A 12965-nucleotide genomic window follows, 5' to 3' on the forward strand; every position below is an offset into this window, starting at 1 on the left:
GCCAGGGCCCTGCCCTCGCGCCCGGCGCTGTGCCTCCGGACCCACGACCTCGGCAGCTGTCGGGGGCCGCGCCTAGACTGACCCGGTCATGACGATCGTGCTCGACCCCTTCGACCAGTCCCCCGAGCCGGGCGCGGGCAACCGCGCCGGCGGGTACGACGACCCCTTCACCGCGGGTCTCAACCCCCAGCAGAAGGAGGCCGTCGAGTACCGCGGCGAGTCGCTGCTCATCGTGGCCGGTGCGGGTTCCGGCAAGACGAGCGTCCTCACCCGACGCATCGCCCTGCTGCTCGCCAACCGTGAGGCCTGGCCGTCGCAGATCCTGGCGATCACCTTCACGAACAAGGCCGCCGCCGAGATGCGCGAGCGCGTGCAGGCCCTGGTCGGCCAGGCCGCCGAGGGCATGTGGATCTCGACGTTCCACTCGGCGTGTGTCCGGATCCTCCGGCGCGAGGCCGAGCGCTTCGGCTTCCCGCAGTCGTTCACGATCTACGACTCGGCGGACTCGCGTGCGCTGCTCAAGCGGATCATCAAGGAGCTCGAGGCCGACTCGCTCGGGCTGACCGTGGGTGCTGCGGCGTCGAAGATCTCGAAGCTCAAGAACGAGCTGCAGGACATCGACACCTACGCCCGGAACATCAACGCGAACGACCCGCAGGAGGTCATGTTCACCGAGGTGTTCCGGCGGTACACGAACGAGCTGCGTCGCGCGAACGCGTTCGACTTCGACGACCTGATCGGGCAGACGGTCTTCCTGTTCCGAGCCTTCCCCGAGATCGCCGCGCTCTACCAGCGCCGCTTCCGGTTCGTGCTGGTCGACGAGTACCAGGACACCAACCACGCCCAGTACGCCCTGATCCGGGAGCTCACCCGTCCGGTGCCCGTCGAGCAGGTCGACAAGCTCGAGGACGCCGGGCAGCACGTCGAGCGGATGCGCGAGGCCGACGGATCGATCGCCCCGGCGTCGCTCACCGTCGTCGGTGACTCGGACCAGTCGATCTACGCCTTCCGCGGCGCCGACATCCGCAACATCGTCGAGTTCGAGCGGGACTTCCCGAACTCGAAGGTGATCCTGCTCGAGCAGAACTACCGGTCGACGCAGACCATCCTCGACGCCGCGAACGCCGTCATCGCGAACAACTTCGACCGTCAGGCGAAGAACCTGTTCACCGACGTCGGCGCGGGCGACAAGATCGTCGGCTTCACCGGGTACACCGGCCACGACGAGGCCCAGTTCGTGGCGGACGAGATCCAGCGGCTGCACGAGGAGGGCACGTCCTACCGCGACGTCGCCGTGTTCTACCGGACCAACTCGCAGACGCGTGCGCTCGAGGAGATCTTCATCCGCTCGGCCATCCCGTACCGGGTGCTCGGCGGCACGAAGTTCTACGAGCGCGCCGAGATCAAGGACGCCATGGCGTACCTGATCACCGTCGCCAACCCGGCGGACCCGCTGTCGCTCCGCCGCATCCTCAACGTGCCGAAGCGCGGCATCGGTGCCGTCACCGAGACGGCACTGCAGCGCTACGCCGACGAGCACGAGACCTCGGTGCGCGACGCCCTGCGGCACGCCGACGAGCTCGGCTTCGGCCCGAAGGTGCGGAACGCGATCACGGCGTTCGCCGAGTTGCTCGACTCGGTCTCCGAGAAGGCCCCGACGCAGCCGGTCGTCGACACCCTCACGCAGCTGCTCGACGGCTCGGGCCTGCTCGAGAACCTGCGGAAGTCGCCGGACGCTCAGGACGCCGCGCGGGCGGACAACATCGACGAGCTCGTCGCGGTGACGCGCGAGTTCCAGAAGAACAACCCCGAGGGCACGCTGTCCGACTTCCTGACCGAGGTCTCCCTGGTCGCAGCGGCCGACGAGCTCGACGACTCGTCTGGCACGGTGTCGCTCATGACCCTGCACACGGCGAAGGGACTGGAGTACGACGCGGTCTTCCTCACCGGTGTCGAGGAGGACCTGCTCCCGCACCGGATGTCGGCGAACGAGCCCGGGGGCCCCGCGGAGGAACGCCGATTGTTCTACGTCGGCATCACCCGTGCGAAGAAGTCGCTCTTCCTGTCGCTGGCGATGACCCGCGCGCAGTTCGGCGACGTCAACGTCGCGATGCCCTCCCGCTTCCTGCAGGAGATCCCCGAGGGCCTCATCGACTGGAAGCAGTCGCCGGGCATGGCGAACAGCCGCGGCGGCACCGAGCCCCGCGCGCTGAACGCCCGTCGCGGCGGGGGCCCTGGCGGCTTCGGCGGTGCGGGCTCCGGCGGTGGTGGCGGGTACCGCGGCGGTGGCGGCTTCGGCGGCGGGTCGTACGACCGTGCGGCCGCTGCGGCGAAGACCCGCCCGAAGACCGAGTGGGCGAACCGGGTGTCCGGGCAGGTCCGCGACAACGGCGACATGGAACTCGTCGCCGGCGATCGGATCAAGCACGTCGACTTCGGCGAGGGCACCGTGTCCGCGGTGACCGGTCAGGGCGCGAAGCGCATCGCCGAGATCGCGTTCGACGCCGCGGGTCGCAAGAAGCTCCTCATCAAGATCGCCCCGATCGAGAAGCTCTAGCGCACCATCCGCACCGCGTCGAGGCCGGTCGGCCCGATCTGCTCGTGCTGCACGGCGCCGTCCCGCCGGAATCCGTTCCGGCGGTAGAAGGCCTCGGCTCGCGGATTGCCCTCGGCGACCCACAGGTACGCGGGTGCCGACCCGACGGCGGCGTCGAGCAGACGCTGACCAGCGCCGGTGCCGTGCTGTGCGGCAAGGACGTAGATGCCCTCGAGCTCGCGGTCACGCGGGGTGTCACCGCGACCACTGCGTCCTGGTCCCGCGCTGGCCCAGCCGACGACGCTGCCCTCGACGACGGCGACGAGGACGTCGACGGCGGGCTCGGCGATGATGCCGCGCCAGCGTGCCGCTCGGGCCCCGACGTCGAGCGCCGCGAGGAACTCGGCCGGCAGCAGGTGCGCGTACGCCTCACGCCAGGCCTGCACGTGCACCGCGGCGATCGCGTCGGCGTCCTGCACGTCGGCGGTCCGGACGGTGAGCGCGTGCGGGGTCCCCATCCGTCGACGCTACCGCGGACGTCGGTCCGCTCGGCTGGTTCGACGGGGCCGCGCACAACCCCGAGCGCGTCGCGCCACGAGCACCCCTGGTTCGACGTGCTTCCCGTTGTGCGGGAGCGCCGCGACCGAACGACCCCCGCGAGCGCCAGCGCCTACGGCTGCAACCGCGCCACGTCCCACCCGTCGCCCGCGCGGACGTACTGCAGCCGCCGGTGCATCCGGTCGCGGCTGCCCTGCCAGAACTCCACCAGGTCCGGCTCGAGCCGCCACGCCACCCAGCCCTCGGGTCGCGGCACGTCGTCGTCCGTGTCGGACAGCAGCACGTTCGCGTCGTCGATCAGGTCCTGCAGCGTCCGTGGTTCGAGCACGTCCGACTGGTCGGCGATCGCGGTCGCGGCGCGCGACTTCGGCGAACGGTCGGCGAACAGCGCGTCCGACTCGTCGTCGGACAGCTGCACCGCCCGGCCCTCGAACCGGAGCTGCTGCATGCTCTCGCGCCAGTAGACCTGGAGCGCCGCGTGCGGGTTGTCGGCGAGCTGGCGCCCCTTCGGGCTGAGCGTCGAGGTGCCGAACACGAGGCCGCGGTCGTCGAGCCGCTTGACGTCGACGGTCCGGGCGCTGACCCGGCCGTCCGAGCCGGCGGTCGCCAGCGTCATCGACATGGGCTCGGACACGTCACGGTCGGCGGCACCGTCGAGCCACGCGTGCGCGACGTCGAACGGCGACGCGGGAGGCGCGTCGAACTCGGGCAGGTGCAGGGAGTCGTCACCGGAGAGCGAACTGGACATGGTCCCACCCAACCGCCCCGTCCGCGTCGTCGCTCAGGTTCGGTGCGCGTACCGCGCGGCGGTCCGTTGCATCGCCCGCAGGAGCAGCGGCCCGGGCAGGCGGAGCACCCACCCCGGCACGAGCGCCCGCAGCCCGCGGACGAGCCGGACCACCCGCCGGAAGCGCCCTCGCTCGCGCGGGCCCCACGGGAACCCGTACTGCCGACGCAGGGCCTCCGGCAGCATGCCGACCGTGACGACCCGGACGAGCGGCATCGCCGCACGCACCCACAGCGGCGCGAACCGCGGGTGCAGCAGGTCGCGGACGATCCCGCGGGCGTCGTCGGTCACGCGCAGGGTCGGCAGCGTGCGCTCCCAGTACGCGTCGAAGGCCGCGACCGAGGCGAACCAGCCGTCTGCGGGTACGCGCAGCGCCGTCGCGATCGGGGCGTAGGCCGCGAGCACCCGCTCGGCGTCGTCGGCCGACAGGGGGTCGCCGAAGAGCGCGTGCGCGTCCCGCGCGGAGTCGAAGAGCGTCGCGGCGACCCAGCGCTGGCGGTCGACCTCGTCGGCCCCGGCGACCGTCCGGTGCGCCCGGTCCACGAACGCGGCGGCGACGGCGGTGTCGCGCTCCGTCCCGATGACCACGGCGTAGACGAACATCAGGGTGTGGGCCAGCCGCTGCTGCGGTCGGCGCGCGAAGTCGGAGTACAGCCGGACGCCCGCCCCGACCACCGGGTCGGCGATCTGCAGCAGGATGGCGCGGCCGCCCGCCGCGACGGGCGTGCTGTCCGCCAGCCAGCGGCGCAGGGCGCGGTCGCCACGGGACGGGGCGCGGTCACCACGGAACAGGGCACGGTCACCACGGGACGGCCGGGAGGCACGGATCCGGCCCGCCACGGATGCCCGACCGGCCGTCCCCACGCCTCGGCCGACGGGGCGGGGGTGGGGCGCGCCTCCCGGCCGGTGCGTCACGGACGCGGTCCCGACCGTCGCGTGCGGCGGACCGAGGCGGTGTCGGCGACCAGGGCTGCCGCGAGGGCGACCACACCGCCCACCAGGGCGGCGACGAGCCAGCCGGGGCTCGCGACGGTGCCGCTCGCGGCCGCGAGCAGGGTCACGACGAGCCAGATCGCTGGGAGCGGCCAGAGGTGCTTCGTCGCCCCCGTGAGCACGGCCAGCGCGACGCCGGCCACCAGGAGCGGCAGCCACGCGAGGGTCCCGGTGCGCGAACCCGAGTGGGCGGCGGCCGCCACGAGCAGCAGCGACGCCAGGGAGAGCAGCCGGGTCAGCGCGGGCGTGGCCCGGACACGGTCACGGACGCCACGGAGCACGGCCCGATCGTACTGGGCCGTGCTCCGGAGGTGGTGCGGGGGACGCTCAGAGCGGCTTCGTGCCGAGGTCGCCGCCGAGGTCCGGGCGGTCGGTGTCGTCGTCGTGCTCCCAGAGGTCGGGCGATCCCTCGCGGGGTGCGCCACCGGTGGGGCCGTCGTCCGAGCCGTCGCCCGGCTGGGGCTCCACGGTCTCGCCGGCGACGGCGTCGTTCGTGACGGTCTCGAGGGACTCCTCGGACTCGTCGACCTCGTACGGGCCGACGTGTTCGCGGTCCACGTCGTCGTTGCGGCGCTCCTGGGCGTCGAAGTCGTCGACGGGGCTGATGCCGGGGTCGCTCATGGTGCAGTCCTTCCGTGGGTGTCGGGCTCCGGCGTCGTGTCCGGCCGCCGGGCCGTCGGGTCTCCCTGTGTACGCCGTCCGCCTGACGGATCGTCCGGGTCGCGCACTCCCGGGGCGGCTTCGCGTCGTGTTCACCTCGGCGTCACCTGCGGGTCACGATCGCGGGTCACACTCGCCGTGCTCGGGGGAGTGGAGCGCGGTCGCCGACGGGTGGTCGAGCGACCGCGCCTTCCCCCGACCGAGACGCCGGAGCGGCCGGAGCCGCGCGTCAGACGCGCTCGAGCAGGTGCCGCTCCTCGACGTCGGCCAGGCCGAGCGTCTTGTAGCCGGCCGACTCGAAGAACACCGTCAACCGGTCGTCCTCCGTGCTCATCACCGTGCCGCGACCCCACTGGGCGTGCTCGACCGGCGCCTCCGGGGGCCAGGCGTCGTCGTTCGCACCGTCGGCACCGTGGGCGTCCGCGTCCCGGGCGGTCCCGGCCGTGCAGGTGTCGCAGTTGCCGCACGGCTCGGCGAGCTCGTCGCCGAAGTACCCGAGCAGGAACTGCCGACGGCAGCCCGAGGTCTCGGCGAAGCGGCGCATCATCGCGATCCGCGACTCCTCGATCTCCTCGCGCTCCTTCGCCTGCGCCTTCGCGAGGCCCGCCGCCGCCTCGGCGTCGCGGGGACCGTCCGGTCGCCGGGTGAGACCGTCCTCGCCGTCGTCGAGCGCACCCGCGTCGACGAGCGCGTTGGCCGCGCGGCCCGCGGTGCGTGCGGCGAGGCCGGAGCGCTCGGCGAGCTCGGAGCGGGCGACCGAGCCCTCGGTGGGGACGGCGTCGAACACGGCGCGGAGGGTGGCCGGACGCGGCGATCCGGACGCGAAGAAGCGTCGGAGGCCGAGGTCCTCGGCGCGGTAGTGCATCGTGGCGAGGCCGACGTCGCCGGCGCGGCCGGCGCGGCCCACCTCCTGGTAGTAGGCGTCGACCGACTCGGGGACGTCGGCGTGCACGACGAAGCGGACGTCGGGCTTGTCGATCCCCATGCCGAACGCGCTCGTGGCGACGACGACGTCGAGCTCGCCGTCGAGGAACTCGTGGTGGACCTGCTCGCGGTCCCGCACCCGCAGACCGGCGTGGTACGGCTTGGCCCGGCGGCCGCTCTCGACGAGCTCGTCCGCGTAGACCAGGGTCTCGGCGCGGGTCGCGACGTAGACGATGCCGACGCCCTCGAGCCCGGCGACCTGCTCGACGACGGCCTCGTGCTTCGACTCGTCGTCGCTGTGCCGGACGACCTCGAAGCGCAGGTTCGGCCGGTCGAAGCCGGTCGCGACGACGAGCGGGTCGCGCATGCCGAGCCGCTCGACGATCTCGGTGCGGACCGGCGTCGACCCGGTCGCGGTCATCGCGAGCACCGGCGGGCGCCCGAGCCGCTCGACGACCTCGCCGAGCACGAGGTAGTCCGGGCGGAAGTCGTGCCCCCAGCTCGACACGCAGTGCGCCTCGTCGACGGTGACGAGCGCGACGCCGGCGTCCCGCAGCTTCTCGACGACCTCGTCCTTCGCCAGCTGCTCGGGGGCCAGGAACACGTAGCGGGCCTCGCCGGACGCCACGGCGTCCCACGCGTCCTCGAGCTGCCGGCTGCCCCGGGTGGCGTTGATGGTCACGGCGCGCGGGGCGTCGGGGTGGTCCTCGATGCCGACGACCTGGTCCTCCTGCAGCGCGACGAGCGGGGAGACGACGACGACCGGCCCGTCGAGCGCGAGCGCGGCGACCTGGTAGATGGCGGACTTCCCGGACCCGGTGGGCATGAGCGCCAGCGCGTCGCGGCCGTCGAGGACGGCGTCGACGACCCGCTCCTGCTCGGGGTGGAGGTCCCAGCCGAAGACGTCGGCGGCGCGGGTACGGAGTTCCTTGTGCACCCGTCGACCGTGCCCCGTGCTCCCTGTCCGATCACCCGGCCGCTGCGTCCCCCGGCCAACCGCGGGGACCGGGCCCCGAGCGGTGCCTCCCCGCCGCGCACCCCGCGTCCACGCTGCGGCAGTATGGTGGGCGCGGCCGTTGTCTCGACATCGAGCGACCCTCGATGGTGAGTGCGACCCGATGACCGATGCCGATCGCACGAACCGTGCGGGAAGAAGAACAGCGTGGATCTTTTCGAGTACCAGGCCAGGGACCTCTTCGAGTCCTACGGCGTCCCTGTGCTGCAGGGCATCACCGCCGACACCCCGGAAGAGGCGAGGGCCGCGGCCGAGCGGACCGGCGGCGTGGTCGTCGTCAAGGCGCAGGTGAAGGTCGGCGGACGCGGCAAGGCCGGCGGCGTCAAGGTCGCGAAGACCCCCGACGAGGCGTACGAGCACGCGAAGGCGATCCTCGGCCTCGACATCAAGGGCCACACCGTCCAGCGCGTGATGGTCGCCCAGGGCGCCGACATCGCCGAGGAGTTCTACTTCTCGGTGCTGCTCGACCGGGCCAACCGCTCGTACCTGTCGCTCGTGAGCGTCGAGGGCGGCATGGAGATCGAGCAGCTCGCGGTCGAGAAGCCCGAGGCGCTCGCACGCGTCGAGGTGAACCCGCTCACGGGCATCAACAAGGAGGCCGCGCTCGACATCGCGCGCCAGGCGAACTTCCCGGCGGAGCTCCAGGACCAGGTGGCGGACGTCTTCGTGAAGCTCTACGACGTGTTCGCGGGCGAGGACGCCACGCTCGTCGAGGTCAACCCGCTGGTCCGCACCGGCGACGGCCAGATCCTCGCCCTCGACGGCAAGGTCTCGCTCGACGAGAACGCCGACTTCCGCCACGAGGGCCACGCGCAGCTCGAGGACACCGCGAGCGAGGACCCGCTCGAGGCCAAGGCGAAGCAGCACGGCCTGAACTACGTGAAGCTCGACGGCCAGGTCGGCGTGATCGGCAACGGCGCGGGGCTCGTCATGTCGACGCTCGACGTCGTCGCGTACGCCGGTGAGCGCCACGGCGGCGTCAAGCCTGCCAACTTCCTCGACATCGGCGGCGGCGCATCGGCGGAGGTCATGGCGAACGGCCTCGACGTCATCCTCGGCGACCCGCAGGTCAAGAGCGTCTTCGTGAACGTCTTCGGCGGCATCACCGCCTGCGACGCCGTCGCGAACGGCATCGTCGCCGCACTCGGCATCCTCGGCGACGCGGCCACCAAGCCGCTCGTCGTGCGCCTCGACGGCAACAACGTGGAAGAGGGTCGTCGGATCCTGGCGGAGGCGGCGCACCCGCTCGTCACCGTCGCCGCGACCATGGACGACGCGGCCGAGCAGGCCGCCCAGCTCGCCGCGGCCGCGGCGTAAGGAGCACCAGAGCAATGTCGATCTTCCTCAACAAGGACTCCAAGGTCATCGTCCAGGGCATCACCGGCGGCGAGGGCACCAAGCACACGGCGCTCATGCTGAAGGCGGGGACGAACGTCGTCGGTGGCGTCAACGCCCGCAAGGCCGGCACGACCGTCACGCACGGCGACGTCGAGCTCCCGGTGTTCGGCTCGGTGCGCGAGGCCATCGACACCACCGGTGCCGACGTCTCGATCGTCTTCGTCCCGCCGGCGTTCGCGAAGGACGCCGTGATGGAGGCGATCGACGCCGAGATCCCGCTCGTCGTCGTCATCACCGAGGGCATCCCGGTGCAGGACTCCGCCGCGTTCTGGGCGCACGCCAAGGCCCTCGGCGGGAAGACCCGCATCATCGGCCCGAACTGCCCCGGCATCATCACGCCCGGGGAGTCCCTCGTGGGCATCACCCCGGCGACGATCACCGGCAAGGGCCCGATCGGTCTCGTCTCGAAGTCCGGCACCCTGACCTACCAGATGATGTACGAGCTGCGTGACCTGGGCTTCTCGACCGCCATCGGCATCGGCGGCGACCCGGTCATCGGGACGACGCACATCGACGCGCTCGCCGCGTTCGAGGCCGACCCCGAGACCGAGGCCATCGTCATGATCGGCGAGATCGGCGGCGACGCCGAGGAGCGCGCGGCCGACTACATCAAGGCGCACGTCACGAAGCCGGTCGTCGGCTACGTCGCCGGCTTCACCGCGCCGGAGGGCAAGACGATGGGCCACGCGGGCGCCATCGTGTCCGGTTCGGCCGGCACGGCCGAGGCGAAGAAGCAGGCCCTCGAGGCCGCGGGCGTCAAGGTCGGCAAGACGCCGTCCGAGACGGCCGCGCTGCTGCGCGAGGTGGTCGCCGCGCGCTAGCGCGTGGCGTTCCGTCACCAGGAGACGGACGGGAGGCACGGTGCGGGTCTGCACCGTGCCTCCCGTCCTTCCTGTGGGGAGTCGTGAGTCTCCACAGGTGCCGCGCGGCTCGCCCGGTGAGCAGGGCACGGCACGTACCCTGACTGCGATGAACCGCCTGGGAACCGCACTGCTGGCCGCCGTCGAGGCGATCGTGACGGTCGGTGTCGGCATCGGCATCGCGCTCGTGCCGCTGACCCTGCTCTGGGGCTTCGAGTACGGGCTGCAGGTCGACTGGGACGTCTTCTGGAAGGCCGCGGGCAGCGTCTGGCTCGTCGGACACGGCGTGGACGTCACGTTCCACCTCGGTGCCGCCACGGCCGGCGCGTCCGGCATCGAGGGTGCGGGCGACCCCATCCACGTGACCCTCGCGGCCCTCGGCTTCGCGGTCGTCACGGCCTGGCTCGGAGGGCGGGCCGGTCGACGGTTCGCCGAGACGGAGCACCGCACGACGGGTCTGCTCGTCGGGACCGCGGGCGTGGCCCTGCTCGGACTCGCCATCGCGCTCTCGTCCACCTCCGCGGCGACCGAGCCGGTCGTCTGGCAGGCGATCGTGTTCCCGGCACTCTGGTTCGTCGTCCCCGCACTCGTGACCGCCGAGGTGTGCCGCATGCGCCGCGGGCTGCCGGCGGACCCGCTGACCGGCCGGTTGCTCGACCAGGTCGGCCGGGTTCCCGTGCTGTGGCGCACCACCGCCGGCTTCGCCCTCCGAGCGGGCACCGCGGTGACCGCCGTCGTGGTCGCGGCCGCCGGGGTGGTCGTCGCCCTCCTGCTCGTCACCTCGTTCGCCGAGGTCATCGCCCTGTACGAGCGCTCGCACGCCGGGGTCATCGGCGGCATCGCGCTCACCGTCGGTCAGCTCGCGTTCCTGCCCGACCTGGTCGGGTGGGCCGTCGCGTGGCTCGTCGGCCCCGGGTTCGCCATCGGCACCGGGTCGAACGTCTCGCCGATCGGCACGGTCCTCGGCCCCATCCCCGGGATCCCCGTCTTCGGCGCCCTGCCCGCCTCCGGCCACACCTTCGGCCTGCTCGGGGTGCTCGTGCCCGTCGTCGCCGGGTTCGTCGTGGCCGGGCTCATGCGGCCCGCGCTCGTGCGCGCGCTCGGCTCGGCGGACAGCCCGCTCCGCCGGGCGCTCGCCGGAGCGGCCACCGGTGTCGTGGCGGGCGTGCTGACCGGGGTGGCCACGGCGCTCACGTCGGGGTCCCTCGGCCCGGGCCGACTCACCCAGGCCGGGCCGGACGGCCTGCTCGTCGGCGTGTTCGCGGCGCTCGAGGTCGGCGTGCCGGCCGCGGTGGCGCTCGCCGTGGGGAGCGACCTCGTGCGGCTGCCCGAGCGCTCCCGGGGCCGCGACCGCTGGATCGAGGCCGACCAGGACGCTGCCGACGACGCCCGCGCCGGCTCGCTCGTCGCCGCACTCGACGAGGCCGGTGCCGGACGCGCCTCAGCGTCCCACCGGTTCACCGTCGAGGAGGCCCACGACTCGTCGACCCGTGCTGCCGGGTCGTCGTCGGGTGCTGCCGGGGCCGCGTCGGACGACCACCCGACGGAGCCGATCGCCGACACCGACACCGACACCGGTGCCGACACCGGTGCCGACGCAGCGCACGACCGCGCGCGCGAGCCCGCCTCGTCGCAGGAACACGAGCACGAGCACGAGCACGAGCACGAGCCTGTCATCGCCCGCCGCGCACCCGTCGCGGAACCCGACGACGTGCCGCTGCCGGACTGGGCGCGGACCGACGCGGTCGCCGCCGAGCGGGTCGCTCCCGCACCGGCCGCCCCCGCACGTGGCGGCATCAGCGGGCTGCGGGATCGGCTCCGCGGCGCCGCCGACGACGTCCGGGCGCGCGCCGGCGACCTGCGCGACCGTGCCGGCGACCTGCGTGACCGCGTCGGCGGAACCGGCGCGGGCAGCACGAGGGACGACGGACCGCGACCGGCGGACGAGACGCTCCCGCACGCACCCGGCACCGAGCAGCAGCCCGCCTTCCCGTGGAGCACCGAGGAGTTCGTCGCCGGCCGCGACGACGCCGACGAGCCCAGCCCGGCGACGAACGGGCCGGCATCGCCCGCGACCGGCGGCACCCGCTGGGACCAGACCGACCAGATCGCCGAGGACGAGCTGCCCTGGTGGCGCCGTCCGAAGCACGACGCCTAGCGCTCCTCGGGTCGCGCGCCGTCGAACCGGTCAGCGCTGAGCCGCGGGTCGCACGACGATCTCGTTGACGTCCACGTCGGGCCGCTCGGCCACGGCGTACTCCACGGCGCGGGCGATGGCGTCGGCGGAGACGGAGTCGGCGCGGTAGGCCTCCATCGCGGCGGCGGCCGTCGCGTCGGTGATCGTGGAGGCCAGCTCCGACTCGGTCACGCCCGGTGAGATCGTCGTCACCCGGATCCCCCTGGGCGACTCCAGGCGGAGGCCCTCGGTGATCGCCCGTGCCGCGTACTTCGTGCCGCAGTAGACGGCCGCCGTCGGCGTGACGCTGTGGGCACCGATCGACGCCATCGTCACGAAGTGGCCGGCGCCCTGCGCGAGCATCGTCGGGAGGGTCGCCGCGATGCTGTGCAGGAGCCCGCGCACGTTGACGTCGATCATCTGGTCCCACTGCTCGACGAGCCCGGAGGACAGGGGCGAGAGCGGCATCACGCCGGCGTTCGCAACCACCACGTCGATGCGCCCGAACCGCGCGGTGGCCGCGTCGGCGAACGCCTGTGTGGAGGCGAGGTCGGTGACGTCCGTCGGTACCGCCAGGGCCTGGCCGCCCGCGCCCTCGATCTCCGTCACGAGGGATCCGAGACGGTCGACCCGGCGAGCCCCCAGGACGACGGGGTGACCGGCCGAGGCGAGCCGGAGCGCGGTCGCCCTGCCGATACCGCTGGAGGCACCTGTGACGAGCACGACCTTCCGGCGTCGCAGCACCATGCCGCCGTGGTGCAGGACGTCGTCGCGGAAGTCGCCGTCCGCGGTGAAGCCGGTGTCGTCCCGGTACTCGACGTGGGCTCCGGCGACCTCGTAGCTGCCGGTGTACGCGGCCTCGCGGTCACCGCGGGCCTCGACGTACCGGCCTCCGGTGCGGAGCTCGTGACGGACGCGGCCGTCGTCCGTGACCCAGAGGCCGAGGTAGGGGTGGGGGGTGGTGGGAGTGTCGTCGTTCACGGAGCCAGCGTCCGTCTCGTGTGCAGGGCTTCCCGTGCCGCGTCGTTCCGGGGTGTGCCACGACCAGGGAGGCGGTC

Annotated in this window: 11 protein-coding genes; 4 read left to right on the plus strand and 7 right to left on the minus strand. The window is 73.1% G+C overall.

Annotated elements, in window-relative coordinates; genetic code table 11:
• The first annotated feature begins 88 nt into the window (after positions 1-88).
• Positions 89-2557 (plus strand): ATP-dependent helicase, encoded by a 2469-nt coding sequence (locus H7A69_RS01505; RefSeq protein ID WP_182045419.1) that lies wholly within the window; start codon positions 89-91, stop codon positions 2555-2557.
• Here the strand turns inward: H7A69_RS01505 and H7A69_RS01510 are convergent.
• The 6 genes from H7A69_RS01510 to H7A69_RS01535 form a co-directional block, all read right to left on the minus strand.
• Positions 2554-3054 (minus strand): GNAT family N-acetyltransferase, encoded by a 501-nt coding sequence (locus tag H7A69_RS01510; RefSeq protein WP_182045420.1) that lies wholly within the window; start codon positions 3052-3054, stop codon positions 2554-2556. The genes H7A69_RS01505 and H7A69_RS01510 overlap by 4 nt on opposite strands.
• A 152-nt stretch (positions 3055-3206) precedes the next feature.
• Positions 3207-3842, minus strand: a complete 636-nt coding sequence (locus tag H7A69_RS01515) for a pyridoxal 5'-phosphate synthase (protein WP_182045421.1) — start codon at positions 3840-3842, stop codon at positions 3207-3209.
• A gap of 33 nt (positions 3843-3875) precedes the next feature.
• Complete coding sequence (locus H7A69_RS01520) at positions 3876-4721, minus strand: oxygenase MpaB family protein (protein ID WP_182045422.1); 846 nt, start codon at positions 4719-4721, stop codon at positions 3876-3878.
• A gap of 71 nt (positions 4722-4792) precedes the next feature.
• Positions 4793-5155 (minus strand): hypothetical protein, encoded by a 363-nt coding sequence (locus H7A69_RS01525; protein WP_182045423.1) that lies wholly within the window; start codon positions 5153-5155, stop codon positions 4793-4795.
• Between the two features lie 46 nt (positions 5156-5201).
• Positions 5202-5495 (minus strand): hypothetical protein, encoded by a 294-nt coding sequence (locus H7A69_RS01530; protein ID WP_069712858.1) that lies wholly within the window; start codon positions 5493-5495, stop codon positions 5202-5204.
• 268 nt (positions 5496-5763) lie between these two features.
• Positions 5764-7395 carry a RecQ family ATP-dependent DNA helicase gene (locus H7A69_RS01535; RefSeq protein WP_182045424.1) on the minus strand — a complete coding sequence of 544 codons (1632 nt, stop codon included), beginning with the start codon at positions 7393-7395 and terminating at the stop codon, positions 5764-5766.
• A 225-nt stretch (positions 7396-7620) separates the two neighbouring features.
• Here H7A69_RS01535 and sucC point away from each other — a divergent pair, with 225 nt between their 5' ends.
• The 3 genes from sucC (at position 7621) to H7A69_RS01550 (ending at position 11889) form a co-directional block, all read left to right on the plus strand.
• A complete protein-coding gene (gene sucC / locus H7A69_RS01540; RefSeq protein WP_182045425.1) occupies positions 7621-8790 on the plus strand; it encodes an ADP-forming succinate--CoA ligase subunit beta in 1170 nt (389 codons plus the stop codon).
• Between the two features lie 14 nt (positions 8791-8804).
• Entirely contained in the window at positions 8805-9692 is an 888-nt protein-coding gene (sucD, locus tag H7A69_RS01545) for a succinate--CoA ligase subunit alpha (protein WP_182045426.1), read from the plus strand.
• 148 nt (positions 9693-9840) lie between these two features.
• Positions 9841-11889 (plus strand): DUF6350 family protein, encoded by a 2049-nt coding sequence (locus H7A69_RS01550; RefSeq protein WP_182045427.1) that lies wholly within the window; start codon positions 9841-9843, stop codon positions 11887-11889.
• Positions 11890-11919: 30 nt separating this feature from the next.
• On the opposite strand, the gene H7A69_RS01555 is transcribed toward H7A69_RS01550, so the two are convergent.
• Complete coding sequence (locus H7A69_RS01555) at positions 11920-12888, minus strand: SDR family NAD(P)-dependent oxidoreductase (protein ID WP_182045428.1); 969 nt, start codon at positions 12886-12888, stop codon at positions 11920-11922.
• Positions 12889-12965: the final 77 nt, after the last annotated feature.

It is taken from the genome of Curtobacterium sp. ME26, assembly GCF_903970945.1.
GTDB lineage: Bacteria > Actinomycetota > Actinomycetes > Actinomycetales > Microbacteriaceae > Curtobacterium > Curtobacterium citri.